A 25,050-nucleotide genomic window follows, 5' to 3' on the forward strand; every position below is an offset into this window, starting at 1 on the left:
CGGGCGGCTGAATTTACTCTTCGGTTTTCTCGGTGGCGTCGGCTTCTTTTGCTTCTTCAGCCTCGTTGTCCTCATCTCGCGTACGTCGCTTACCGACATAGAAACGAGAGAAGAAAACACCCACTTCAAACAGGCAGTACATCGGTATAGCCAACAGCGTTTGCGAGAAGACATCTGGTGGAGTCAGTAACATCCCCACGACAAATGCCCCGACAACTACGTAAGGACGTTTCTTACGTAAATCATCAGGTGTCGTAATGCCCATCCAGCACAGCAATACAATGGCGACAGGAACCTCAAAAGAGACACCAAACGCCATAAACAGTGCCATGACAAAGCTGAGATAACTGGCAATGTCTGTCGAAACCTGCACGCCTTGCGGAGCTGTGTTGGCAAGGAAGCCAAACGCCAGCGGGAAGACGACAAAATAGGCGAATGCCATCCCGATATAGAACAACAGCGAACTTGAGACCAGCAGCGGCACGACAAGGCGGCGTTCATGCTTATACAAAGCAGGCGCGATAAATGCCCATACCTGGTACAGGATCACAGGTGCCGACAGGATCAGCGACACCATAAAGGTTAGCTTTATCGGGGTAAAGAACGGTGAAGCCACATCGGTGGCGATCATCGTTGCACCCTGAGGCATCTGCTTAATCAGCGGTGCCGCAACCATATGGTAAATGTCGTTGGCAAAATAAACCAACGCCAGAAAGATCACCATAACCGCAATAATGCAGTTCAGGAGTCGCTTACGCAGCTCAATAAGGTGCGTGATGAGCGGTTGAGTATCTTCTACAGACATGTTTACGGTTTATCACTCGACGAAGGTGAGGATTCGACAGCAGGTGCAGCAGGTTTCTTTTCCGCGTCCATCGACGTAACGGAAGCAGTTTCCTTCAACTCCGGCGCGTCAGCACCCGTGGATTCCGGTTTTTGCTCCGGCGAACTGGCCTGTCCTTCAGCAGTAGCAGGGGTAACCCCCTCGTGCTGCGCTTCACTTCCTTTCACCACAGGGTTATGGATAGTGTGCGCTTCATCGCTCGCTTTCTCAGGATCGTGCACGCTGTAAGAACGCTTCATCGACTCAGCCGCTTCGCGCAGCTCATCCATCGATGCTTTCAGCTCCGGCGTCAAATTTGTCAGGCTCGCTTTTTCTACTTTCTTCAGGCTGTCCTGAAACTCCTGAAGCTTAAGCTCCTGGGTCAGTTCATTCTGCACAGTAGTTGCAAGAGAGCGCAGCGCACGGACCCAGCCCGCGACCGTTTTTACCGCTACGGGCAATCGTTGTGGCCCCAGTACGATGAGGCCGATAACGAACACCAGTAACAGTTCGCTAAAACCGATATCAAACACGGATTATACCTGCTCTTTATCTTGGCTTTTGGCGTCTTCTTTCTTCACTTCACCCTGCTTATCGGTGATGGATTTAGCGGTAAAATCAGCGTCCTGGCTGGTTTTATCCTGCTTAGGTTCATCATCACCCATCGCTTTCTTGAAGCCTTTAATAGACGCGCCAAGGTCGGAACCGATGGAGCCGAGTTTCTTGGTGCCAAATAGCAGTACAACGATGACGGCAATGATCAACAACTGCCAAATACTGATACCACCCATACATGTTCCTCTGTCATAGATGATGAATTAATTAGGCCGTAGTATACGTTACACGACCTGCCTTGGGCGATGAAAAAATCAGCGCATTTTGCGCCAGCCGATCAGCCAGGCGAGAACACCACCCGCGATTAACCAGCCAGGCATAAGCCCCCACTCAGGACGGCTTACCAGCAGGAATGTCCCACTTAACAGCAACGTTGCGCCAATACCCAATAAATAACGGGATTGTCCCTGACGTACGTGATTCGCATGAAGCTCGCGCGCAATCTTATCAACACTGTGCTGTAAATATTTGCCCTGGCGCAAACTGTCATACACAAGTTCAGGTATTTCTGGCATTTTTTCGACCCAGAACGGTGCTTTTTCTTTAAATGCCCTAACAAGCGCCGGAATACCTACCTGATCTTTAATCCAGGATTCAAGGAAAGGCTTGGCCGTTTTCCACAAATCCAACTGAGGATAGAGCTGTCGACCAACACCCTCAACGTACAACAGCGTCTTCTGTAACAACACCAGTTGAGGTTGGACTTCCATATTAAACCGACGCGCCGTATTGAACAGATTCAACAGCACGTGACCAAAGGAGATCTCTGCCAGCGGCTTTTCGAAGATAGGCTCACACACGGTACGAATGGCAAATTCAAATTCTTCAACATTGGTATCGGGGGGTACCCAACCAGAATCGACATGTAGCTCGGCAACCTTACGGTAATCGCGATTAAAAAACGCAATAAAGTTTTCAGCCAGATAGCGCTTATCTTCTTTATTTAATGAGCCCACGATCCCGCAATCAATACCGATGTATTTCGGGTTTTCAGGGTGCTCATAGCTGACGAAAATGTTACCCGGGTGCATATCGGCATGGAAAAAACTGTCGCGGAATACCTGGGTAAAGAAGACCTGAACACCACGCTCGGCCAACAGCTTCATGTTGGTGCCGTTCTTCTCTAGCGTTGCAACATCCGAAACAGGGATACCGTAAATACGCTCCATCACCATCATGTTCTGACTGCAATAGTCGGAATACACTTCCGGGATGTACAGCATCGGGCTGTCTTCAAAATTGCGTCGCAGTTGAATGGCGTTTGCCGACTCACGCAGCAGGTTCAACTCGTCGATCAATGTTTTTTCATATTCACGGACCACTTCTGTTGGCCGCAGACGACGGCCGTCCGGCAACAGGCGAGGAACCCAGCGAGCAAGGCGATAGATCAGTTTTAAATCGGCTTTGATTACCGGCAGGATATCCGGACGAATAACCTTGATCACCACCTCTTTGCCATTCGACTTCAGTCGCGCGGTATGCACCTGAGCAATAGACGCAGATGCCAGTGGTGTGATCTCAAAATCATCAAACCACTCTTCAACAGGTAGCCCACCCATTGCTTCTTCAATTTGTTCTTTTGCTCGTTGTCCATCGAATGGAGCAACCCGATCCTGCAACAGAGCTAGCTGATCAGCAATATGCGGCGGAAACAGATCACGACGGGTGGAGAGCATTTGACCAAATTTGATCCACACCGGCCCCAATTCCTGCAAAGCCAGTCTCAGCCTTTCACCCAGCGGCTTATCTTTATGTCGGTTTGGCATCCAAAACAATGTGTAACGCCACAAACGGAGCGGCAGCGTAATACGCATTTTGGGGATGAGTTCATCAAGACCGTAGCTTAAAAAAGTGCGAATGATGAAATAAAGGCGCCGTACTTCTCCTGGCGTCATTTGGCCTCCAGTTTTTCCAGCCGTCTGGCCAGAGATTCAACCGCGCGCTCAACCGCTGCCGTTTCTTCCGCAAACCATGCAACTTCAAGCGGGCCAGGGGCCATACGCCACTCTTCAGTGATCGCTTCGGCAACATAACGTTGCTGACGTTGAATGCCACGACGCAGGAACTTCGCGCCACCGCGCAGGACTTTGCTAACACCTTCCGCGACAATATCACCGGTATAAGGTGCTAATAGCTCTGCAGGGTCAAATTCCGCCAGGTCAGCCAGAGCCACAAAGTTCTGCACCACCTGAATATCGCCCTGCACTTCCAGTTCGCCGCTACGAATAAGCGTGGTGAGCTGCTGCCGGTCGCGTAATTTTGGTAACACGCTGGCATGAGTGATCACGGTGCAATCTGCTTCGCCTTCCCATGCCCCCAGCACATCGACCTGGCGCTCACTGAACACCAGGACTAACGGCGTAGAAAATCCTTTGAGATCAACACGCAGTACCTTGCTCTGCAAACGCGTTCGGGCTGATTTTAGCGCAGGTGAACGATACAGAAAGGTGTTGAGCAGATTTTCAGCGCCAGCGGTCACTAAGGGTTTTAAAGGCATCCCCGGTCCTCCTGTCAGAACTTGTAACCACGATGCAGCGCAACAACACCTGCCGTCAGGTTGTAGTAATCAACACTTTCAAACCCGGCATCTTGCATCATTGCTTTTAACGTGTCCTGATCGGGATGCATACGGATAGACTCAGCCAAATAGCGGTAGCTATCTGCGTCGCTCGCAACCATCGAACCAATACGTGGCAAGATATGGAAAGAGTACGCATCATACGCTTTGCTCAGCGGTTCGATGATCGGTTTGGAGAATTCCAGCACCAGTAAGCGCCCACCAGGTTTCAACACACGATACATCGAGCGTAGCGCTTTCTCTTTATCCGTAACGTTACGCAGGCCGAAAGAAATGGTGATGCAATCAAAGGTATTGTCAGGGAACGGCAGTGCCTCAGCATTTGCCTGGACATATTCAACGTTACCAATCACGCCAATATTGCGTAGCTTTTCGCGACCCATTTTGAGCATTGAGTCATTGATATCTGCCAGAATAACCTTACCGGTTTCACCAACCATGCGAGAAAATTTCGCCGTCAGATCGCCCGTGCCGCCCGCTAAATCCAGAACGGTTTGTCCACGACGCACGCCACTACAGTCAATGGTGAAGCGCTTCCACAAACGATGAATGCCAAATGACATTAAGTCATTCATAACGTCATATTTAGACGCCACAGAATGAAAAACGTGGGCCACCATGTCAGCTTTCTGCTCTTTAGCGACGGTCTGAAAGCCAAAGTGCGTCGTTTCTTGTGAATTATCCACCATCTCAGTGCCTGCTCATCCAAAAAATGTTCGAGAAGTGTAACAGATTGGGCCAATTTGCCCTACCCTTCTGCCGGGTTCAACTACCCCAAATGGGCTAGCTCGATTGCTGATTTACCGCCGCATTATCGGCGTATGTCTCTTCTTGTTGCGCCTCGGAGACCGAGCGCAAACGGTACTCTTCATCCTGACTCGTGGCATGTTCAGCCAACTCAGGATTAATCTCACGCTTAATTTCCACGCCTAAGCCGCGGAAGGCTTCCGCCTGTGATAAGACATTTCCACGCCCCGAAGAGAGCTTCTTCATTGCCTGTCGGTAGTTATCCTGGGCTTTGTCCAGGCTTTGGCCGATTGCCGACATATCATCCACAAACAGGCGCATCTTGTCATAAAGTTTACTGGCCCGATCCGCAATTTGTTGCGCGTTGCGGCTTTGATGCTCATAGCGCCACAGGTTAGCGATCGTACGTAATGCCACCAACAACGTCGTGGGGCTGACCAGCATAATGTTATTTTTAAGCGCTTCGGTAATCAGTTCGGGCTGTCTGTCCAGCGCCAGCAGGAAAGCAGGTTCGACGGGGATAAACATCAGCACATAGTCCAGCGTACGCAGCCCTGGAAGCTGTTGATAATCTTTACGACCCAGCAGACGAATATGATTTCGCACGGAGGCGATATGCTCCTGCAGCGCCCCCTCCCGGGTGTATTCATCTTCTGCATTAAAATAGCGCTCATAGGCAACCAGCGTCATTTTAGCGTCAATCACCACGTCTTTACCTTGCGGTAGCCGGACAATAACGTCCGGTTGCATCCGTGAGCGCGTATCATTCTCGATGCTAACCTGGGTTTCGTATTCATAGCCTTCCCGCAGGCCAGAAGCTTCAAGTACCCGCGTAAGTACCACCTCTCCCCAGTTTCCCTGTGTTTTGTTATCACCTTTCAACGCACGTGTCAGGTTAACGGCTTCCTGCGCCATCTGCGCGTTCAGTTGCTGGAGATTACGGATTTCGTGTGCCAGGGTATGGCGTTCTTGCGCCTCTTTACCAAAGCTATCCTGAACCTGGCGGCGAAAACCGTCCAACTGTTCGCGTAATGGTGTAAGCAGGCTGTTCAGGCTTTGGCGATTTTGCTCATCTACCCGACGGTTACTGTGCTCAAAAATGCGGTTCGCCAGATTCTCAAACTGTTCGCTCAGGCGCTGTTCGCTGTTGATCATCTGGCGAATTTTATCTTCCGCATGCTGCTGCGTTGCTTCCAGACGGGTGGTGACTTCCCGGAGATCGGCCTCCAGTGAGGTATTGATACTCTGCAGGCTGCGGAGTTCGTTATTCAGCAGTTCGCATTCGTCGCGCCAGTGGGCTTCCTGCGAGAGCTGTTGCCGGGCTGCACTGAGGGCAATATCCAGTTCTCGTCGTTCTTCGATGAGGTCTGCGCGGATCTGATCGGCGCGCGCCTTTGTCGCCAGCCAGCCCACCAGCAGCCCTGCAGCTAATGCCAGCACGGCACTCATCAAAATTGAAATATCCACAACGCCCCCTTACAGCAACGACTTACCCGCACAAAATAGAATTGTGCTGTATAAACGTCCAGTTTAAAAGGAATTTCCTGCGAGGTGCTACGCAAAATAAAAAGGCCGAACACGTCGGCCTTTTAGCAAAGAAGGGAGAATTACAGTAAACGGCGTGCGGCTTCTACCACGATTTTCACCGCGTGGCTTTCCGTTTGCTTCATCGTTTCTGCATTCGGGATCTCTTGCTGAGTACGGTTGACGATAACGCCAGCAACCATACCTGCACGCAGACCCTGGCTTGCGCACATGGTCAGCAGCGTCGCAGATTCCATTTCATAGTTCATGACGCCCATCGACTGCCACTCTTCCATAGAGCCTTTGAAACGGCTCACTACGCGGCCAGAGAAGGTGTCATAACGCTCCTGGCCCGGGTAGAAGGTGTCTGAAGACGCGGTAACGCCTACGTGGGTGGTCGCACCGATAGATTTTGCCGCTTCCACCAACGCGGTGGTGCACTCGAAGTCTGCAACAGCCGGGAATTCCATTGGTGCAAAGTGCAGGCTCGCACCGTCCAGACGGACAGATGCGGTAGTTACCAGTACATCACCCACGTTGATATGCGGCTGAATAGCGCCAGTCGTACCGATACGCAGGAAGGTACGGATGCCCAATTGCGCCAGTTCTTCTACGGCGATGGAGGTGGACGGGCCGCCGATACCGGTAGAGCAAACGATCACGGCTTTACCATCCAGTTCAGCACGCCAGGTAGTGAACTCGCGATGAGATGCCAGCTTGACCGGCTTATCCATCAGCGCGGCGATCTTTTCCACACGCTCCGGGTCGCCAGGGACGATAGCGAGCTGGGCCCCTTGTAAATCGTTCTTAGTGAGGCCGAGATGAAAAACATCAGACTTAGACATAAAAACTCCTCTGTGAATCGGTTTTGTCAGAAGAAGCAAAAACACACTTTACCGAAGGCATAAACATCTTTTCGTGACAGCCATCACTATGACGCAAATCAATTGCATTGATTTACCGTGAAATGGTGATGACCATCACATTAATGGCGCAATGTAAGGAAGCCTTGCACAAAAGATAGACCGTTTGAGGCAATGTGGTTCGTTGCATGTGTCTATAGTTAACAATGCGCTATTTTGTACAATATTTAAGGGTACGGAGAATACCATGACAACACGACAATCTGGTTTTGCACCTGCTGTATCCCCACCGTCGTCCACGACGGTTCACACCCCGGATAACGCGATTATCGCCGGAGTGACATCAATTCCATCACAAGGCGATGATATGCCTGCGTATCACGCACGACCGCAACAGACCGATGGCCCGCTGCCCGTCGTCATTGTCGTGCAGGAAATTTTTGGTCTTCATGAGCACATTCGTGATGTTTGCCGTCGACTGGCGCTGGAAGGTTATCTGGCTATCGCACCCGAGCTCTATTTTCGCGAGGGCGATCCCAGTGACTTTGCCGATATCCCGACGCTTCTAAGCGGCCTGGTGGCAAAAGTTCCCGACTCACAGGTCCTGGCGGATCTGGATCATGTTGCCAGTTGGGCCTCCCGCAACGGCGGCGATGTGCATCAATTAATGATGACGGGTTTTTGCTGGGGTGGACGTATTACCTGGCTGTATGCCGCACACAATCCACAGCTAAAAGCGGCGGTGGCGTGGTATGGCAAATTGGTTGGCGATAAAACGCTGAACTCCCCCAAACACCCTGTCGATATTGCCACCGATCTGAACGCTCCCGTGTTGGGACTGTATGGCGGCCAGGATACCAGTATTCCACAGGACAGCGTGGAAACCATGCGTCAGGCACTGCGTGCCGCCAATGCTAAAGCGGAAATCGTCGTCTATCCCGATGCTGGCCATGCGTTTAATGCCGATTATCGCCCGAGCTATCACGAAGAGTCCGCGAAGGATGGCTGGCAGAGAATGCTGGAGTGGTTTGCGCAATACGGTGAGAAGAGATAATCGAGTCGGTCGGGTAAGGCAAAGCCGCTACCCGACCTATTGCCCGGAGCGGCTTCGCTGACCGGGCCTACGTTGCGTTAAGCCTGACGCAGATTCTGCGCAGCTTTGACCATGTTAGCCAGCGCTGCCCGAGTTTCCGGCCAACCGCGCGTTTTCAGGCCACAGTCCGGGTTCACCCACAGACGCTCAGCCGGAATACGCTGTTCCGCTTTCTTCAGCAGGGCCTCAATCCACTCCACGCTCGGGACGTTGGGTGAGTGAATATCATAGACGCCCGGCCCGATTTCGTTCGGGTAATCAAACTCTTCAAACGACTCCAGTAACTCCATGTCGGAACGCGAGGTTTCAATGGTGATCACGTCCGCATCCAGCGCAGCAATGGAATCCATGATGTCGTTAAACTCGCAGTAACACATATGGGTGTGGATCTGAGTTTCATCCCTCGCCACCGCAGCGTTGATGCGGAAGGCTTCAACGCCCCATTCCAGATATGCCGCCCAGTCACTGCGACGCAGCGGCAGGCCTTCACGCAGTGCAGGTTCATCAATCTGAATAATACCGATACCCGCCGCTTCCAGATCTGCCACTTCATCACGCAGCGCCAACGCAATCTGTTTCGCGATCGTTTCACGGGTCACATCTTCACGCGGGAACGACCAGCAAAGAATGGTCACCGGACCCGTCAGCATGCCTTTAACCGGTTTGTCAGTCAGCGACTGCGCGTATTTAGCCCACTCAACGGTAATCGCTTCCGGGCGGCTGACGTCGCCAATCACCACCGGCGGTTTCACGCAGCGAGAGCCGTAGCTCTGCACCCAACCATTCTGGGTAAAGACGAAGCCGTCCAGATGTTCGCCAAAGTATTCGACCATGTCGTTACGTTCAGCTTCACCGTGTACCAGTACGTCGAGGCCCAGACGTTCCTGCTCAACAATCGCCTGTTTGATATGTTCTGCGATCCCTGTACGGTAGTTGCCTGCATCCAGGTTGCCCTTTTTGAAGTCCAGGCGCAGACCGCGAATCTCCGTGGTTTGCGGGAATGAGCCGATAGTGGTGGTCGGCCATGCTGGCAGATTAAAGCGGGCACGTTGCGCCTCGGCGCGAACCGGGTAAGCGTTGGCGCGTTGGCTGTCCTGGGCGGTGATCGCCGCCAGACGTTTTTCCACAGCGGCGTTGTGTACACGGGTGGAGTGGCGACGCGCCTGAATCGGTGCGCTCCATTCAACCAGCGCCGTGGTATCGCCGCTGTTCAGCGCATCACGCAGTAGCGCCAGCTCACCGCATTTTTGCAGCGCGAAGGCAAACCAACTCTTCACTTCGGCATCCAGGCGGGTTTCAACACTCAGGTCAATTGGGCTGTGCAGCAGAGAACATGAAGAAGCCACCCACAGCGAGCGTTTCCCGACGATATCTTTAATTTGCGCGTATTTTTCGCTGAGATCGGCGCGCCAGACGTTACGACCATTTACCAGACCCGCTGACAGCAGCCAGTCGGCAGGCAGACGTTTGTGCAGCTCGGCGACATCATCTTTGCCATGGACCAGGTCAACATGCAGACCCTGCACCGGCAGCACGGTAATGGTGTCCAGATTCGGGGTCACGCCCTCAAAATAAGTGGTCAGCAGTAGCTTCACCTGGCCCTGCAGGGCGTCATAAGCCGGTTTAAAGGCATTCAGCCACACTTGCGGCAGTTCCAGTACCAGAGCAGGTTCATCAATCTGCACCCACTCAATACCGCGTTTCGCCAGCTCAGCCAGCACCTGCTGGTAAACCGGCAGAATGTCGTTGAGCAGGCTCAGGCGGTCAAACTGTTCGCCCTTCACTTTCCCCAGCCAGAGGTAAGTTACCGGGCCAAGCAGTACGGGTTTTACCTTGTGACCGAGCGCCAGCGCTTCGTCCACTTCATCCAGCAGTTGGGTCCAGGTCAGTTTGAACTGCTGACCTTTGGTGAACTCCGGCACCATGTAGTGATAGTTGGTATTAAACCATTTGGTCATTTCTGCCGCCGCCGCCGGTTCACCCGTCGGTGCACGGCCACGGCCAATACGGAATAAGGTATCGATATCGACGGAGCCATCTTTATTTTGATGGCGAACCGGGACGTTGCCGAGCAGCAGGCTGGTGGTCAGGACGTGATCGTACCAGGCAAAATCACCCACCGGCAGCAGGTCTATACCCGCCTGTTTCTGCTGATCCCAGTGGCGGGCACGCAGCTCGCGGCCAACGGTCAGCAAATCTTCACGGGAAGAATTACCCGCCCAGTAACTTTCTTGCGCTTTTTTCAACTCGCGACGCAGGCCAACGCGAGGAAAACCGAGGGTGTGATTCAATATTGTCATTTTTCTTCCTCTAATTATATGTAAATCCTATGGATTTTGAATTTAGGGAAGGCGGCAAGTTTGTTCATCCCCGGGAGCTTACTGAAGTAAGAGACCGGGGTGGAGAAACGCAGCCAACGCACCATAAATTTAAAAGACGAAGGATTTTAGCCGTCCAGATGTTTACACATCCATATTTGCCAGTTACTGTATATTCCTCAAGCGCAATTTGTTCATGCCGAAGTGAAGGACTTTCATGATCGAGATTAAACACCTGAAAACGCTCCAGGCGTTGCGGAACAGTGGCTCTCTGGCAGCAGCAGCGGCCACGTTGCATCAGACGCAATCCGCCCTTTCTCACCAGTTCAGCGATCTGGAGCAGCGCCTTGGCTTTCGGCTTTTTGTCCGCAAGAGCCAGCCTTTGCGTTTTACGCCACAGGGTGAAATTCTGCTCCAGTTGGCAAACCAGGTATTGCCGCAAATAGGTCGCGCGCTGCAGGCATGCAACGAACCGCAGCAAACCCGATTACGTATCGCTATCGAATGCCATAGTTGCATTCAGTGGCTGACGCCCGCGTTGGAGAATTTTCGTGCCAACTGGCCGCAGGTGGAGATGGATTTTAAATCCGGTGTGACCTTCGATCCGCAACCGGCGCTACAGCAGGATGAGCTGGATCTGGTGATGACATCCGACATTCTGCCGCGCAGCGGATTGCACTACTCACCGATGTTCGATTTTGAAGTACGCCTGATCCTGGCCCCCGACCATCCACTGGCCAGCAAAACGCAAATCACGCCGGAAGATTTGGCCAGCGAAACCCTGCTTATTTATCCGGTGCAGCGTAGTCGGTTGGATGTCTGGCGGCATTTCCTGCAGCCCGCAGGCGTTAGCCCATCGCTGAAGAGCGTGGATAACACACTGCTGCTGATTCAGATGGTTGCCGCAAAAATGGGTATCGCGGCTTTGCCGCACTGGGTAGTAGAGAGTTTTGAACGCCAGGGTCTGGTGGTAACCAAAACCCTGGGCGATGGGTTGTGGAGCCGACTGTACGCCGCCGTTCGCGACGGAGAACAGCGCCAGCCGGTAACAGAAGCGTTTATTCGTTCAGCGCGGAATCACGCCTGTGACCACCTGCCGTTTGTGCGGAGTGCGGAACGACCCACTTACGATGTACCCACAGTGAAGCCACTATCACAGCCGCGCCAATGATAAAGCTTGGCCAGTGCGGTTGTTGGTGCCAGATAGCCAGATTGACCAGCAGCCCCGCCGGCACATGCATATTGTTCATAATGCCCAACGTACCGGCATCCACCTGGGTCGCGCCGTAGTTCCACATAAAGTAACCAATGCCGGACGCCGCCACGCCAAGAAACACCAGAATTCCCCACTGTAGCGGGGTTGCAGGCATTTTCTGCGCATTGCCCAGCATGAACCAGGCCACGACCGCCACCATAAAGGCGCCCATGTAAAACCAGGCAAAGGCGTTGTGTTGTGGCATCGGGCGCGTTTCCATCAGGCGTTTGTAACCCACCATACCGATGGCAAAGCTAATGTTAGAAAGCTGTACCAGCAGCAGGCCGGTCCAGAAGTGGCTGGTCACCTGATCGTAACGGATAATCCCTGCGCCAATTACCGCCAGTAGTGCGCTGAACGCATAGCTCCAACGTAAACGGCGCCCGCTCATCAGGTCATAAATTAGCGTAATGTACAATGGTGTCAGAACGGTAAAGAGCAGCAACTCTGAAACCGTCAGATACAGATAGGCGTGAAAACTCAGCATATACATAATGCCAAGCTGCATGGCTCCCACCAGCATATACAGCGCGATTGTTTTTACGCTGTGCCCACGGGTACGCAAAAACGGTAAAAACACCAGAGCCGCCAGCCCAACGCGCACCAGCACCGCAAAATAGCTATCGACATGACCGGCAAGGTACTCGCCAAACAGGCTGAAGGAAAAGGCCCACAGAATTGTGGTAATGATGAGTAACGCCACAATGGATGTCTCTTAACAAAAGGTACACCCATTGTAGCGAAGAACAAGGTTGACAACTGGTCAACTAACGACCAACAACGTTACTGCAGAAAAAGCTCTCGCAGATAATGCGGCACGGCATCATCGGCATTGAGGCCAATCACGTCCAGTTCCGGATGCAGATCCTTCAGGCGTTGATGCGCGTTGCCCATGATACAGCCTTTGCCTGCCATGGAGAGCATCTCCGCATCGTTCATACCGTCGCCGAAGGCGATACAGTCCTTCAGGCTATAGCCCATCGCTTTCGCCACAGCTTCCAGCGCATGGCCTTTCGACACGCCACCTGCCATCACTTCCAGGCACGTCAGTGTGGAGAAACTGACGTTCACGCGATCGCCCCAGCGGGCGTTAATCGCCTGTTCCAGCGGCAGCAACCTTTCGTGAGAATCGGTGGTGAAAAACACTTTGCTAACGCCTTCCGGCTCCAGCAGTGCAGGTTCAAACAGTGAATAATTGAATACCGCCTCTTTAAAGAAACGCATTTCTTCCGGGCGGTGGCGGTTCATGAACCACTCATCATCGCGGTAAACATTCGTCACGATATCCGGGTTGGCGTTCACAACGCCAAACAGATCGCTGGCAATGTCGCGATCCAGGTTGTGGGAAAACACCAGATTTCCGTCAGGATCGTGCACGCGGGCACCGTTGGACGTGATCATGTAGGTTTTAATGCCGAGGTTATCGCGAATTTGCCCCACATCAACATGATGACGACCGGTGGCAAACACGAAGTGAACACCGCGAGCCGTCAGAAGTTTCAGCGTCTCTTTGGCATAAGGGGACAAAGTATGGTCGGGAGAAAGCAGCGTACCGTCTAAATCAGACGCAACAACCTGATACATAAGAAAATTAAACCTCTAGGAAAAGCGAGTTCCGCTGGATGAGTTATGCCTGTTGAAAAAATCAACAATGGCGTTAAGCGCGACTGAGCGCATTGCGTCCTTTTCGAAAAGGATCTCATGGTACGCGCCTTTTATGACAAGCGGCTGACCTCCTTCTACCGGATGGCCTGCTGCAGCGCGGAGTTCACAAAAACGATCGTGCATGCGGTTATCCACCACACGCTCTTCTTCGGCCTGAATAAGCAGCGCTGGCGTTGCGTCATCACCCGCTCCGGCCAGAACCTGTTCGCCCGCCTGAATACCTTCACGCACCCAGTGATAGGTAGGGCCACCCACACGTAACCGCGGATCATCTGCGTAAAAGCGTAGGTTACGCCGATAGCGCTGTCGACTATGGGTGAGTGCATTCATACCGAATGGCAGCGCCCGCCAGCGGCCGGTCCCCATCGCATAGCCTTCACGGATGCGTGGATGCCCTTCAGCCCAGTCAAGAATGTGGCGCACCATCCAGTCGGGAAAACGCATCACGATACCAAACATGGGCGCACAAAGCGCAATGGCATCACATTGATTGGGATGGCGCTGCAGGAACAAGGTGGCAATCGCGCCGCCCATGGAATGCGCCAGTATATAGCGTTTTCGCCACGGGCCAGGCTGTACTTCCTGCTGCCAGAAGGCGGCTAAATCATCGACGTAGTCATTAAAGTTATCGACATGACCACGATGCGGGTCCGATAACATCCGCCCGGAACGCCCCTGACCACGGTGATCGATAATGAGTACGTCAAAACCAGAATGAAACAGGTCATACGCCAGCTCAGCGTATTTCACATAGCTTTCAATGCGCCCAGGACAGACAACGATGACGCGATCGTTTTTTTCGGCACGAAAGCGAACAAAATGTACGGGTACATCATCTACACCCGTAAACTCCGCTTCCTCCCGTTGCTGCCAGAAATCTGTCAGTGGACCCATGGAAAAAGCGGCAAACGCGTTTTCTCTTGTTTCCCAGTCTTTTTGCTGCTGAAACATCGGGTATCCAGCCTCGCTGACCAAGTAAAATCGTTTTTTTCGCCGCGCCTGATACAACGCAACGGCAGTAGCGTATTGTGGCATAAAAATAGACAATCCGGGAGTTTCTCATGACCTTTGAATGGTGGTTCGCCTACCTGCTGACCTCTATTATTTTGAGCTTGTCTCCGGGCTCTGGCGCAATCAATACCATGACAACCGCCATCAGCCATGGCTATCGTGGCGCCAGCGCCTCTATTGCCGGTTTGCAGACCGGGCTTGCCATTCATATCGTACTGGTTGGCGTTGGGCTGGGGACACTGTTCTCACGTTCAGTCATCGCGTTTGAAGTACTGAAGTGGGCGGGAGCTGCCTATTTGATTTGGTTGGGTATTCAGCAATGGCGGGCAGCGGGCGCTATCGATCTGAACACCATGGCGAACACGCAAACACGCAGCCGCCTGTTCAAAAGGGCGGTTTTCGTTAACCTGACCAACCCTAAAAGCATTGTTTTTCTTGCCGCCCTGTTCCCACAGTTCATCATGCCGCAAGAACCTCAGGTCATGCAGTATGTGGTGCTTGGTATCACCACCATTGTTGTCGATATCATTGTGATGATCGGTTACGCGACGCTGGCCACCCGCATTGCAGGCTGGATTAAGGGGCCAAAGCAAATGAAGGCGCTGAACAAAGTGTTTGGTTCACTGTTTATGCTGATAGGTGCCCTGCTGGCGTCAGCAAGGCATGCCTAGCAAATGGAACGACGCTCGCAATGAAATGCTAACAGTAAGAGCGTTTGGACATGAGTTCTCGTACTTCGCCGCAAAGGTAGAAAAGCCTTTAATTTTGTACTGTTAGACGTTGATTGCTAATGCCAGAATGCCGCCATATTCACTTCTCACGGATGATGCACGATGGCGGAAGCAACAACACCACATGACGCAGTCTTTAAGACCTTCCTCTCCCGCGTGGAAACCGCGCGGGACTTTATCGAACTTCATCTTCCTCCCTCGTTAATCAAAATCTGCAAGCTGGAAACGCTCCGTCTGGAATCAGGCAGCTTTGTGGAGGACGATCTGCGCCCCTATTTCAGCGATATTCTCTACTCACTGGAGACCACCAGTGGGCATGGCTATGTACATGTGCTCATTGAGCATCAAAGCTCACCGGACAAGCACATGTCATTTCGCCTGATGCGCTACGCTATCGCAGCGATGCAACGTCATCTTGAGGCGGGAAACGACACGTTACCGCTGGTTATTCCAGTGCTCTTTTACCATGGCAAGCAAAGTCCATGGCAAGGCTCAATGAACTGGTTGGATCACTTTGAGGATTCAGCGACCGCCCTTCAACTTTACAGCACACCGTTTCCGTTGGTGGATGTGACGGTTATTCCAGATGATGAGATTATGCAGCATCGCAGTATGGCGGCGCTGACATTAGTACAAAAACATATTCGCCAGCGCGATATGGCGCAGCTGCTGGATAAACTTACCCGCCTGTTTATGCTGAATAAGATGAGCGGACAACAAATAACCGTGCTGGTAAACTACATGGTGCAAGCAGGGAATACACAAGATGTTCAGACATTATTGTATAAGCTGGCACAGCGTGTGCCGCAGCATGGAGACAAACTGATGACAATGGCGGATCAGCTAAAACAGATAGGCCGTGAAGAAGGGAGGCGCCTTGCCCTTACTGATGTAGCAAAAGCAATGCTCAAGCGAGGTCTTGATACCGACGCAATTATGGAAATGACCGGCCTTTCGAAGGACGAGTTACAGAAACTTGCGCAATAAATCGCATTCCGCCTGGGTCCCCCAGGCGGATAACCGACTTAGCGCGAAATAATCAGGTGAATGCCGAAACCTGCAAACAGTGCGCCAGCGAATCCATCGATCCACTTCGCCAGACGCTGATAACCGCGGCGCATTTTTGGTAGCGCAAACAGGCTGGCGACGACGGTAAACCACGCCAGCGTTTCCACGATGATCAGGGCAAAGATCCCCCAGCGCGCGCCCGTTCCTACGTTATCGCCAACGAACAATGAGAACACGGAGCCAAAGTAGATAATGGCTTTAGGGTTCGCCAGGTTGGTGAGCAGACCTTTTAAAAAGCTGCGCCCGCTCTGTGCCAGTTCAACCTGTGGTGTTGGAGTCGCAACATTCTGCTTTTTAAACGCGCCGCGCAGCATCTGGTAGCCCATCCAACACAGATACAGCCCCCCGCCGACCATAATAATGGTATGCAGCCAGGCCATTTTTTCGATAATCAGGTGTAAACCGAGCAGTGCCACGCCAGCCCATACCATGACGCCACAGGTAATACCCAGCACACCCATCATCGCTTCTTTACGCGAACGGCTCACAGCCGTTTGAGAGACAAAGAAAAAATCGGGACCGGGACTCATCAGTGCAACGATATGCACCAACGCAACGGTGAAAAATAGCGTTAACATAAAAATGACTCGCGGGGGAATAGTTCAGTGAGTCACCATCCTGGCACTTTTTTGCCCGGCTGACTACTCTTCGTCGTCGCCATCAACGTGCGCACGAATAAGCGCCATAAACTCTTTGCCGAAACGCTCAAGTTTACGCATGCCCACGCCGTTGACGCTTAACATTTCGCTCGGAGAAACCGGCATCTGCTCGGCCATTTCTATCAGCGTCGCATCGTTGAAAACCACATACGGCGGGATATTTTCTTCATCGGCAATCGCCTTACGCTGCTTACGCAATTTGGCGAAGAGCTTGCGGTCGTAGTTGCCACCGAAGGATTTCTGCATCGCACGCGGTTTCAGCGCCACAATACGCGGCACGGCAAGTTGTAACGAGATTTCGCCACGCAGAACCGGTCGTGCGGCTTCGGTTAACTGTAACGCAGAGTGATGGGCAATATTCTGCGTCACCAGACCAAGGTGAATCAATTGGCGGATCACACTCACCCAATGTTCATGGCTCTGTTCACGACCAATGCCATAGACCGGCAGCTTGTCATGAGCCAGCTCGCGAATACGTTGGTTATTGGCTCCGCGTAAGACTTCCACGACATACCCCATACCAAAGCGTTGGTTGACGCGGTAGATTGTCGACAGCGCCTTACGCGCATCCATTAAACCATCGTACTGTTTTGGCGGATCGAGACAAATATCGCAGTTGCCGCACGGCTCCTGACGCCCTTCACCAAAATAATTCAGCAATACCAGACGACGACAGGTTTGCGCCTCGGCAAACGCTCCCATCGCATTGAGTTTATGCCGTTCAATATCCAGTAACTGCCCGGCTGGTTTCTCTTCCAGGCAACGCCGTAACCATGCCATATCAGCGGGATCGTAAAACAGCATCGCTTCCGCAGGCAGGCCATCGCGCCCGGCACGACCGGTTTCCTGGTAATAGGATTCGATGTTACGCGGGATATCAAAATGCACCACAAAGCGTACGTTAGGTTTGTTGATTCCCATCCCGAACGCTACGGTCGCCACCACAATTTGCAGGTCATCGCGTTGGAATTTTTCCTGCACCTCGGCACGTACACTGTTTTCCAGTCCAGCATGATAGGCCCCCGCGCTGATGCCACGACTTTGCAGACGCGCTGCGGTGTCTTCGACCTTCGCGCGGCTGTTACAGTAAATAATGCCGGACTTGCCGCGCTGTTCTTGTACATAGCGCATCAGCTGATCGAGCGGCTTAAACTTCTCCATCAACATGTAGCGGATGTTCGGCCGGTCAAAACTGCTGATCTGAATGAGCGGATCGTTCAACCCCAGCAGACGCACAATATCCAGGCGAGTGGTGTCATCAGCAGTCGCGGTCAGCGCCACGAACGGCAGCGTCGGGAAACGCTGACGCAATTGACCCAACGCGGCGTATTCAGGGCGGAAATCGTGCCCCCATTGTGAGATGCAGTGTGCTTCATCAACGGCCAGCAATACCGGATTCCAGTGCGCCAGATGTTCGAGGAAGTTATCCAGCATCAAACGTTCGGGCGCAATGTACAGCAACCGAATTTGCCCGCTGCGACAGCCAGCCATGACCTCAAGCTGCTGTTCACGACTTTGGGTAGAGTTCAGACACGCCGCCGCCACACCGTTTGCTAATAATTGGTCGACCTGATCTTTCATCAGGGAAATAAGCGGCGAGACAACTACGGTGAGTCCGTTCAGCAATAATGCGGGGATTTGATAGCACAGGGATTTACCACCACCGGTCGGCATGACGACCAGGCAGTCGCGACCAGAGAGCACAGTATCGATGATTTCTTCCTGACCAGGGCGAAACTGTTGGTAGCCAAAGGTTTCCTGCAAAACCTGTTTAGCGCCCATTTCCAGATTCAACACTTCCGCCTGCGCCACATTAACCCCATTAGCCTTAAAGAAAAACAGGCGCTATTTTCAGCGCCTGAGAGAGAAACTGCAATGATTAAAATGCTATCAAACCTATCAGAAGATATCGTTAAGCATCACACCCACACCCACACGCGTCTGATTGAAATTGTAGTCGATCAGCGATTCGCCGTAGCCGCTATAGACCTGGGTGTAAAAGCGAACATGCTTAGTGATTGGGTAACTCGCGCCGATTTCAGCACCACCGTAACCGGTATTCCAGTTGTACTGGCCTTTCACGCTGATGACGGCATCACCGAGGTGATAACCCATTTTAAGCTGGTAGTAGCCCATGTATTTGGTGATGTCGGGGTTATCGTCGGTGCTACCGATGACGTACCACGGTTTAACCTCCACCAGCCAGTTGCCATTTTCAGCCATCAGACGAGTGTACAGACGGTTCCAGCTACGCGAGGTGGGATCGGATCGCCCATTTGAATCATGGTTATAGCCCATTTCGACATCACGTAGCGTCCAGCCAGCAAAGCGATAATCCGTGGCGAATCCTAGAAATAGCTGCGGCTCGTAGTTAGTTTCACGAAACGGTGAAGACTCTTCACTATTAGAAAGCTGCCACCAGGATTTCTGAGTATATGAACCACCGAGCACTGAATTCGGGCCCAAAATCCCGCGCCAAAGCGGAAATGCCAGGCTTAGCTGAAACTTAACCTCATCTTTGCGCGCATTATCCGACCAGTTATAGCTGCTGATCGCCTCTTTGTTCATGTCGCTGGTATTGGTGTAGATGAGATAGTTGGTGTCATAGGGGTACAGCGTGAAAGGATTATCGTGTTCTTGCAGCATATTGGCGATAATACTGCCTCTCACTGCTGGTGCATCATGAATCTCTTTCACTGTCGCTTCCTGCGCATACGCGGTCAACGGCAGCATGACTGCTGGTAGTAACCAACCCAGAATCGCCCGCATCGGTAGTGTTCTCCTGAACCAAAATATTGATGAATTGTATAATTATCTGCCAAGTATTCTACATACTTAGCTAGTTCCTCGTTAGTTATCCCGTCCTAAAGTAGAAAACAACAAATAATAAGCATAATATCAACATTTCATTAACCAATAAGGTATCGGGATCGTATGTCTGCTGTTCTTACTGCTGAGCAAGCCCTTAAATTAGTGGGTGAAATGTTTGTCTATCATATGCCGTTTAATCGGGCATTGGGGCTGGAACTGGAACGTTATGAAAAAGAATTTGCGCAATTAGCGTTTAATAACCAACCGATGATGGTGGGTAACTGGGCACAAAGCATCCTGCACGGCGGGGTGATCGCCTCAGCGCTGGACGTTGCCGCCGGGCTGGTGTGCGTTGGCAGTACGCTAACCCGCCACGAAACCATCAGCGAGGACGAGCTACGCCAGCGAATGTCACGAATGGGCACCATCGATCTGCGCGTTGATTACCTGCGACCAGGCAGAGGAAATCGCTTTACGGCCACCAGCAGTCTGCTGCGAGCAGGCAATAAAGTGGCAGTCGCGCGGGTGGAACTGCACAACGAAGAACAGCTTTATATCGCCAGTGCAACTGCCACTTATATGGTGGGGTAAGCGCCTGAAAAAAGGTAAACTACGGTTACTTTTCTGCAATGAGTTCTCCCAATGGATGCTAAACAAACGCGGCAGGGCGTGTTACTCGCTCTTGCTGCCTATTTTATTTGGGGTATCGCTCCCGCCTACTTCAAACTGATTTACTACGTCCCGGCGGATGAGATCCTGACGCACCGCGTCATCTGGTCATTTTTCTTTATGGTGGCGCTGATGAGCGTTAGTCGCCAATGGTCAGGTGTCAAAACGCTGCTGCAAACGCCAAAGAAGATTTTTCTGCTGGCGCTCTCGGCGGTCCTAATCGGCGGAAACTGGCTGCTCTTTATCTGGGCGGTCAATAACCACCATATGCTGGAAGCCAGCCTCGGTTACTTTATTAACCCACTGGTAAATATCGTGTTGGGGATGATTTTCCTCGGAGAACGCTTCCGCCGTATGCAGTGGCTGGCAGTACTGTTAGCCGCCTGTGGCGTACTGGTACAGCTGTGGACCTTTGGATCGCTGCCAATAATCGCGCTGGGGCTGGCATTCAGCTTTGCTTTTTATGGTCTGGTACGCAAGAAAATCGCTGTCGAAGCACAAACCGGCATGCTGATCGAAACTCTGTGGCTCTTACCCATTGCAGCTATCTATCTGTTTGGTATCGCAGACAGCCCGACCAGCCATATGGGTCAGAACCCCTTGTCACTCAATCTGCTACTGATTGCTGCGGGTGTCGTGACCACTATCCCACTGCTGTGCTTTACCGGAGCGGCAACCCGTTTACGTCTGTCCACGCTGGGCTTTTTCCAGTATATCGGGCCAACGCTGATGTTCCTGCTGGCGGTAACGTTCTACGGTGAAGTGCCGGGAGCGGATAAAATGGTCACCTTCGCCTTTATCTGGGTAGCGCTGGCAATTTTCGTGATGGATGCAATTTATACGCAAAGACGGGTACGTCGGAACTGAAGAAGTGCCGGATGGAGGCTACGCCTTATCCGGCCTACGGAGATGTGCTTTTGTAGGCCGGATAAGCGAAGCGCCATCCGGCATATCATTACAGCCAGTTCTTGCGCTTAAAGTACAGATACGGCGCCAGACCTGCGAGCATCATAAAGACAATCGCGCCAGGATAACCGAAGCTCCAGTGCAGCTCTGGCATAAACTCAAAGTTCATCCCGTAGCTGGAAGCGACCAGCGTCGGCGGCAGGAACACGACAGAAACCACCGAGAAGATCTTGATGATGCGGTTCTGCTCGATGTTGATAAAGCCCATCGCCGCCTGCATCAGGAAGTTAACTTTCTGGAACAGTGATTCGTTGTGCGGCAACAGGGACTCGATATCGCGCAGGATCTCACGCGCCTGCTCCAGCTGACTACCCGGCAGACGCGCTTTGCGCACCAGGAAGTTCAGTGCGCGCTGGGTATCCATCAGACACAGACGTACCTTCCAGCCGATATCTTCCAGCTCTGCCAGCGTGGAAAGCGCTTCGTCGTACTCATCTCCCTGACGCCCTTCCATAATCACGCGACTGAGTTTTTCCAGATCGCTATAGATGTTTTCTATCTCATCTGCCAACTGTTCGATTTTGGTTTCGAACAGATCGAGCAGCAGCTCATAGGCGTTGCCATCCACCATCGCCTGATTACGCGCACGCATGCGGTACAGGCGGAAAGCCGGCAGTTCGCGCTCGCGCAGAGTAAACAGGCGACCTTCGCGAATGGTAAATGCGACGGTTGAGTTACCCGCATGATCGTCGGCATCTTCATAAAAGAAGAAGGAGTGAATGTGCAGACCGTCTTCGTCTTCAAAAAAACGTGCGGATGCTTCGATGTCTTCCAGTTCAGGGCGCGTAGCCAGATTCTGGCCCAAGTCCTTTTGCACACGGTTTCGTTCTTCGTCATCCGGCTCGACTAAATCGACCCAAACCGAACTGGCCAGGTGTTCGATCTCGTCTGCCTCAAGGCGAGTTAAACGATTGTTTTCCAGTTGAAATGCGCTCAGCATGACCGGGACTCCCAATGCAAAAAATTATCGGACAGTTCGGTGGGCACACAGAAACAAATTGGGTTTCAGACCATTAAACAGCCTGACTCAGCGCGACGGGAAAAAACAGAAGGTCGCTGACAACCGCGAAGGCTATCAGCAAAAAGGGATAGCCTTAGGAGTTGATCCTGGATGACAGGATAATGAGCCAGTATCTACTGGGTGTGTCCAAGGCGAATGTCCTCTTAGCGTAATCGTGCGCGCATGTTACGCCAGCAAAATTTTGACGTCAACACGCAACGGATGGCGAAAAAGTAATAATTTCCCCTTATACAGAAAGGTTAGCAGAGGGGAATTATTTATCTATGATTTCAGAATATTAACCGACAGATAGCCGGATGGCGGCTTCGCCTTATCCGGCCTACGAATAAAAATGTACCCGGTCTGTAGGCCGGATAAGGCGCTACAGCGTCGCCATCCGGCAAAGCAGAACCGATCACACCGTTTCCAGTCTGGCGTAGGCCGCCACCAACCATTTAATGCCCTGCCCCTGGAACGCCACCTGCAGGCGACTGTGCTCGCCGCTGCCTTCGAGGTTGACGATGGTGCCTTCACCAAACTTGGCGTGGCGCACGCGCTGGCCGAGCTTATAACCGGTGTCGTTCTCCGCCATTGGCGTTCCCATCCGTTGATGGCTGACCGGGCGGCTGACGGTGGCACGCAGGCGAACCTCTTCCACGCACGCTTCCGGCAGTTCGCCGATAAAGCGCGATGGGCGATGGTAAACCTCTTTGCCGTACAGACGGCGCGTTTCGGCATAGGTTAGTGTCAGCTTCTGCATAGCACGGGTGACGCCGACATAGGCCAGACGACGTTCTTCTTCCAGACGACCGCCTTCGTCCAGCGACATCTGGCTGGGGAACATGCCTTCTTCCATCCCGACAATAAAGACCTGCGGGAACTCCAGACCTTTCGCCGAGTGCAGGGTCATCAGCTGTACCGCGTCCTGCCAGGTATCCGCCTGCCCTTCGCCCGCTTCCAGCGCGGCGTGGGAGAGAAATGCCTGCAGCGGCATTAAATCTTCATCTTCTTCGTTGTAGCTGAACTGGCGTGTTGCTGTGACCAGTTCGTCTAAGTTTTCGATACGTGTCTGGCCTTTCTCGCCTTTCTCCTGCTCGTACATCATGCGCAGGCCGGAGTCTTTCACCACCCGGTCTGTTTGCACATGCAGTGGCATATCGGCCGTTTCCTGCGCCAGGGCATCAATAAGCTCCATAAAACGCTGTAGCGCGCTGGCAGCACGACCGGCAAGGGCTTTTTCCTGTAGCAACTCGCGACATGCCTGCCACAGCGTCAACTGGCGGTCACGCGAGGTCTGACGCACCACATCTAAAGTACGATCGCCAATCCCGCGGGTTGGCGTATTCACCACGCGTTCAAACGCGGCATCATCGTTGCGATTAGCGATCAAACGCAGGTAAGAGAGCGCATCTTTGATTTCCTGGCGTTCAAAGAAGCGCATACCGCCGTAAATACGGTACGGCATGCTGGCCTGTAACAACGCCTCTTCCAGTACGCGCGACTGGGCGTTGCTACGATACAGAATGGCGCATTGTTCCAGCGCTCCGCCGTTGTCCTGCCAGGTCTTGATACGGTTGACCACAAAGCGCGCTTCATCGAGTTCGTTGAATGCGCAATACAGAGAGATCGGTTCGCCGTCGACGCCGTCGGTCCACAGCTTTTTACCCAGACGCCCGTTGTTGTTTTCAATCAGGGCGTTGGCCGCGCTGAGGATGTTGTTGGTCGAACGGTAGTTCTGCTCCAGACGAATGGTTTCTGCGCCGGGGAAGTCAGTGAGGAAGCGCTGGATGTTTTCCACCTGCGCGCCGCGCCAGCCGTAAATTGACTGGTCGTCATCACCCACGATCATCACTTTGCCGCTGTCGCCCGCCAGCAGGCGGATCCACGCGTACTGAATGTTGTTGGTATCCTGGAATTCGTCCACCAGGATATTGGTAAAGCGTTCGCGGTAGTGCTGCAGGATATGCGGCTTGTTGAGCCACAGTTCATGGGCGCGCAGCAGCAGCTCGGCGAAATCCACCAGCCCCGCGCGGTCACACGCTTCCTGGTAGGCCTGATAGACTTTCTGCCAGGTTTGCTCAACCGGGTTGCCATAGCTCTGTAAATGGTGCGGGCGCAGCCCTTCGTCTTTCTGGCTGTTGATGAACCACATCGCCTGACGCGGCGGCCACTGCTTCTCATCCAGATTCATTGCTTTGATCAGGCGCTTAAGCAGACGCAACTGGTCTTCGCTGTCGAGGATCTGGAAATCCTGCGGCAGGTTGGCATCCATATGGTGTGCGCGCAGCAGACGGTGTGCCAGACCGTGGAAGGTCCCCACCCACATACCGCCCTGGCTGGTGCCCATGATCTGGCCAATACGGTGACGCATTTCTGCCGCCGCTTTGTTGGTAAACGTCACCGCCATAATGGAGTACGGCGAGTTGTTCTCAACCGTCAGTAACCAGGCAATACGGTGCACCAGCACACGCGTTTTACCACTCCCCGCGCCCGCCAGAACCAGCATGTTGCTGCGTGGCGCGGCCACCGCTTCACGCTGTTTGTCATTAAGGCTGTCGAGCAGGTAAGAAACGTCCATTGGCACCGCCACGTAAAAGTAGGTAGGGCGGATAAGCGTAGCGCCATCCGCCAAAAAGCTGGGTATATATACAGAG

The 25,050-nt window shown here is 52.8% G+C and carries 24 protein-coding genes; 6 read left to right on the forward strand and 18 right to left on the reverse strand.

The window, feature by feature from the left end; all coding sequences use genetic code 11:
* Positions 1–13 precede the first annotated feature (13 nt).
* From tatC to udp, 8 genes are all read right to left on the reverse strand, one after another.
* Complete coding sequence (gene tatC / locus QMN38_RS22675) at positions 14–805, reverse strand: Sec-independent protein translocase subunit TatC (RefSeq protein ID WP_137383148.1); 792 nt, start codon at positions 803–805, stop codon at positions 14–16.
* 2 nt (positions 806–807) lie between these two features.
* Positions 808–1,356 (reverse strand): Sec-independent protein translocase protein TatB, encoded by a 549-nt coding sequence (gene tatB / locus QMN38_RS22680; RefSeq protein ID WP_271441028.1) that lies wholly within the window; start codon positions 1,354–1,356, stop codon positions 808–810.
* A gap of 3 nt (positions 1,357–1,359) precedes the next feature.
* On the reverse strand, positions 1,360–1,614 hold the full coding sequence (tatA, locus tag QMN38_RS22685; protein ID WP_003017888.1) for a Sec-independent protein translocase subunit TatA: 255 nt from the start codon (positions 1,612–1,614) through the stop codon (positions 1,360–1,362).
* A 78-nt stretch (positions 1,615–1,692) separates the two neighbouring features.
* Positions 1,693–3,333 carry a ubiquinone biosynthesis regulatory protein kinase UbiB gene (gene ubiB / locus QMN38_RS22690; protein WP_271441027.1) on the reverse strand — a complete coding sequence of 547 codons (1,641 nt, stop codon included), beginning with the start codon at positions 3,331–3,333 and terminating at the stop codon, positions 1,693–1,695.
* The gene (gene ubiJ, locus QMN38_RS22695; protein ID WP_271441026.1) at positions 3,330–3,935 is read right to left on the reverse strand and encodes a ubiquinone biosynthesis protein UbiJ; all 606 of its coding nucleotides are present in this window, start codon (positions 3,933–3,935) and stop codon (positions 3,330–3,332) included. The genes ubiB and ubiJ overlap by 4 nt, the downstream gene beginning before the upstream one ends.
* 14 nt (positions 3,936–3,949) lie before the next feature.
* Positions 3,950–4,705, reverse strand: a complete 756-nt coding sequence (gene ubiE / locus QMN38_RS22700) for a bifunctional demethylmenaquinone methyltransferase/2-methoxy-6-polyprenyl-1,4-benzoquinol methylase UbiE (RefSeq protein ID WP_202037298.1) — start codon at positions 4,703–4,705, stop codon at positions 3,950–3,952.
* A gap of 94 nt (positions 4,706–4,799) precedes the next feature.
* A complete protein-coding gene (gene rmuC / locus QMN38_RS22705) occupies positions 4,800–6,212 on the reverse strand; it encodes a DNA recombination protein RmuC (protein WP_416348277.1) in 1,413 nt (470 codons plus the stop codon).
* 158 nt (positions 6,213–6,370) lie between these two features.
* Positions 6,371–7,132 carry a uridine phosphorylase gene (udp, locus tag QMN38_RS22710; RefSeq protein WP_006686084.1) on the reverse strand — a complete coding sequence of 254 codons (762 nt, stop codon included), beginning with the start codon at positions 7,130–7,132 and terminating at the stop codon, positions 6,371–6,373.
* Between the two features lie 265 nt (positions 7,133–7,397).
* On the opposite strand from udp, the gene QMN38_RS22715 reads away from it, so the two are divergent.
* Entirely contained in the window at positions 7,398–8,204 is an 807-nt protein-coding gene (locus tag QMN38_RS22715) for a dienelactone hydrolase family protein (RefSeq protein ID WP_323606106.1), read from the forward strand.
* A gap of 77 nt (positions 8,205–8,281) precedes the next feature.
* Here the strand turns inward: QMN38_RS22715 and metE are convergent, their stop codons facing one another.
* Positions 8,282–10,543, reverse strand: coding sequence for a 5-methyltetrahydropteroyltriglutamate--homocysteine S-methyltransferase (gene metE / locus QMN38_RS22720; RefSeq protein WP_323606107.1), 2,262 nt, complete (start codon positions 10,541–10,543; stop codon positions 8,282–8,284).
* Positions 10,544–10,778: 235 nt separating this feature from the next.
* Here metE and metR point away from each other — a divergent pair, with 235 nt between their 5' ends.
* Positions 10,779–11,732 (forward strand): HTH-type transcriptional regulator MetR, encoded by a 954-nt coding sequence (gene metR, locus QMN38_RS22725; RefSeq protein ID WP_202037301.1) that lies wholly within the window; start codon positions 10,779–10,781, stop codon positions 11,730–11,732.
* Here the strand turns inward: metR and QMN38_RS22730 are convergent.
* From QMN38_RS22730 to pldB, 3 genes are all read right to left on the reverse strand, one after another.
* Positions 11,620–12,519 carry a carboxylate/amino acid/amine transporter gene (locus QMN38_RS22730; protein ID WP_271441021.1) on the reverse strand — a complete coding sequence of 300 codons (900 nt, stop codon included), beginning with the start codon at positions 12,517–12,519 and terminating at the stop codon, positions 11,620–11,622. The genes metR and QMN38_RS22730 overlap by 113 nt on opposite strands.
* An 80-nt stretch (positions 12,520–12,599) precedes the next feature.
* Complete coding sequence (gene yigL, locus QMN38_RS22735; RefSeq protein WP_202037303.1) at positions 12,600–13,400, reverse strand: sugar/pyridoxal phosphate phosphatase YigL; 801 nt, start codon at positions 13,398–13,400, stop codon at positions 12,600–12,602.
* A gap of 15 nt (positions 13,401–13,415) precedes the next feature.
* Positions 13,416–14,432 carry a lysophospholipase L2 gene (pldB, locus tag QMN38_RS22740; RefSeq protein WP_271441020.1) on the reverse strand — a complete coding sequence of 339 codons (1,017 nt, stop codon included), beginning with the start codon at positions 14,430–14,432 and terminating at the stop codon, positions 13,416–13,418.
* Positions 14,433–14,542: 110 nt separating this feature from the next.
* On the opposite strand from pldB, the gene rhtB reads away from it, so the two are divergent.
* Together rhtB and QMN38_RS22750 are read left to right on the forward strand one after the other, a co-directional pair.
* Positions 14,543–15,163, forward strand: a complete 621-nt coding sequence (gene rhtB, locus QMN38_RS22745) for a homoserine/homoserine lactone efflux protein (RefSeq protein WP_202037304.1) — start codon at positions 14,543–14,545, stop codon at positions 15,161–15,163.
* 162 nt (positions 15,164–15,325) lie between these two features.
* Positions 15,326–16,210: an Rpn family recombination-promoting nuclease/putative transposase gene (locus QMN38_RS22750; RefSeq protein ID WP_271441018.1), complete on the forward strand. Its 885-nt coding sequence runs from the start codon at positions 15,326–15,328 to the stop codon at positions 16,208–16,210.
* Positions 16,211–16,248: 38 nt separating this feature from the next.
* Here QMN38_RS22750 and rhtC read toward each other — a convergent pair whose 3' ends face one another.
* The 3 genes from rhtC to pldA all read right to left on the reverse strand — a co-directional run bounded on the left by rhtC (position 16,249) and on the right by pldA (position 19,719).
* Entirely contained in the window at positions 16,249–16,869 is a 621-nt protein-coding gene (rhtC, locus tag QMN38_RS22755) for a threonine export protein RhtC (RefSeq protein WP_271441017.1), read from the reverse strand.
* A gap of 63 nt (positions 16,870–16,932) precedes the next feature.
* A complete protein-coding gene (recQ, locus tag QMN38_RS22760; protein ID WP_323606110.1) occupies positions 16,933–18,762 on the reverse strand; it encodes an ATP-dependent DNA helicase RecQ in 1,830 nt (609 codons plus the stop codon).
* A gap of 87 nt (positions 18,763–18,849) precedes the next feature.
* Positions 18,850–19,719, reverse strand: coding sequence for a phospholipase A (pldA, locus tag QMN38_RS22765; RefSeq protein WP_137383162.1), 870 nt, complete (start codon positions 19,717–19,719; stop codon positions 18,850–18,852).
* 165 nt (positions 19,720–19,884) lie between these two features.
* On the opposite strand from pldA, the gene yigI reads away from it, so the two are divergent.
* Positions 19,885–20,352 carry an acyl-CoA thioesterase YigI gene (gene yigI, locus QMN38_RS22770; RefSeq protein WP_005133301.1) on the forward strand — a complete coding sequence of 156 codons (468 nt, stop codon included), beginning with the start codon at positions 19,885–19,887 and terminating at the stop codon, positions 20,350–20,352.
* A gap of 51 nt (positions 20,353–20,403) precedes the next feature.
* A complete protein-coding gene (gene rarD, locus QMN38_RS22775; protein WP_271441013.1) occupies positions 20,404–21,297 on the forward strand; it encodes an EamA family transporter RarD in 894 nt (297 codons plus the stop codon).
* Positions 21,298–21,385: 88 nt separating this feature from the next.
* On the opposite strand, the gene corA is transcribed toward rarD, so the two are convergent.
* The 3 genes from corA to uvrD form a co-directional block, all read right to left on the reverse strand.
* Positions 21,386–22,336 carry a magnesium/cobalt transporter CorA gene (corA, locus tag QMN38_RS22780; RefSeq protein WP_003017920.1) on the reverse strand — a complete coding sequence of 317 codons (951 nt, stop codon included), beginning with the start codon at positions 22,334–22,336 and terminating at the stop codon, positions 21,386–21,388.
* A 154-nt stretch (positions 22,337–22,490) separates the two neighbouring features.
* Entirely contained in the window at positions 22,491–22,547 is a 57-nt protein-coding gene (gene ysgD, locus QMN38_RS22785) for a YsgD/CorL family protein (RefSeq protein WP_212723238.1), read from the reverse strand.
* A 264-nt stretch (positions 22,548–22,811) separates the two neighbouring features.
* Positions 22,812–24,974: a DNA helicase II gene (uvrD, locus tag QMN38_RS22790; protein WP_323606113.1), complete on the reverse strand. Its 2,163-nt coding sequence runs from the start codon at positions 24,972–24,974 to the stop codon at positions 22,812–22,814.
* Between the last annotated feature and the right edge of the window lie 76 nt (positions 24,975–25,050).

It is taken from the genome of Citrobacter sp. R-1.5.2, from assembly GCF_035064245.1.
Lineage (GTDB): Bacteria > Pseudomonadota > Gammaproteobacteria > Enterobacterales > Enterobacteriaceae > Citrobacter.

Bases quoted from the DNA above. Each gene is read 5' to 3' on its own strand.
- ubiJ (WP_271441026.1), bottom strand. From the start codon at position 3,935: ATGCCTTTAAAACCCTTAGTGACCGCTGGCGCTGAAAATCTGCTCAAC.
- metR (WP_202037301.1), top strand. From the start codon at position 10,779: ATGATCGAGATTAAACACCTGAAAACGCTCCAGGCGTTGCGGAACAGT.
- pldB (WP_271441020.1), bottom strand. From the start codon at position 14,432: ATGTTTCAGCAGCAAAAAGACTGGGAAACAAGAGAAAACGCGTTTGCC.
- tatC (WP_137383148.1), bottom strand. From the start codon at position 805: ATGTCTGTAGAAGATACTCAACCGCTCATCACGCACCTTATTGAGCTG.
- ubiE (WP_202037298.1), bottom strand. From the start codon at position 4,705: ATGGTGGATAATTCACAAGAAACGACGCACTTTGGCTTTCAGACCGTC.
- pldA (WP_137383162.1), bottom strand. From the start codon at position 19,719: ATGCGGGCGATTCTGGGTTGGTTACTACCAGCAGTCATGCTGCCGTTG.
- rarD (WP_271441013.1), top strand. From the start codon at position 20,404: ATGGATGCTAAACAAACGCGGCAGGGCGTGTTACTCGCTCTTGCTGCC.
- yigI (WP_005133301.1), top strand. From the start codon at position 19,885: ATGTCTGCTGTTCTTACTGCTGAGCAAGCCCTTAAATTAGTGGGTGAA.
- rmuC (WP_416348277.1), bottom strand. From the start codon at position 6,212: ATGAGTGCCGTGCTGGCATTAGCTGCAGGGCTGCTGGTGGGCTGGCTG.
- rhtB (WP_202037304.1), top strand. From the start codon at position 14,543: ATGACCTTTGAATGGTGGTTCGCCTACCTGCTGACCTCTATTATTTTG.
- ubiB (WP_271441027.1), bottom strand. From the start codon at position 3,333: ATGACGCCAGGAGAAGTACGGCGCCTTTATTTCATCATTCGCACTTTT.
- QMN38_RS22750 (WP_271441018.1), top strand. From the start codon at position 15,326: ATGGCGGAAGCAACAACACCACATGACGCAGTCTTTAAGACCTTCCTC.
- metE (WP_323606107.1), bottom strand. From the start codon at position 10,543: ATGACAATATTGAATCACACCCTCGGTTTTCCTCGCGTTGGCCTGCGT.
- rhtC (WP_271441017.1), bottom strand. From the start codon at position 16,869: ATGTTAACGCTATTTTTCACCGTTGCGTTGGTGCATATCGTTGCACTG.
- yigL (WP_202037303.1), bottom strand. From the start codon at position 13,400: ATGTATCAGGTTGTTGCGTCTGATTTAGACGGTACGCTGCTTTCTCCC.
- udp (WP_006686084.1), bottom strand. From the start codon at position 7,132: ATGTCTAAGTCTGATGTTTTTCATCTCGGCCTCACTAAGAACGATTTA.
- uvrD (WP_323606113.1), bottom strand. From the start codon at position 24,974: ATGGACGTTTCTTACCTGCTCGACAGCCTTAATGACAAACAGCGTGAA.
- corA (WP_003017920.1), bottom strand. From the start codon at position 22,336: ATGCTGAGCGCATTTCAACTGGAAAACAATCGTTTAACTCGCCTTGAG.
- QMN38_RS22715 (WP_323606106.1), top strand. From the start codon at position 7,398: ATGACAACACGACAATCTGGTTTTGCACCTGCTGTATCCCCACCGTCG.
- tatA (WP_003017888.1), bottom strand. From the start codon at position 1,614: ATGGGTGGTATCAGTATTTGGCAGTTGTTGATCATTGCCGTCATCGTT.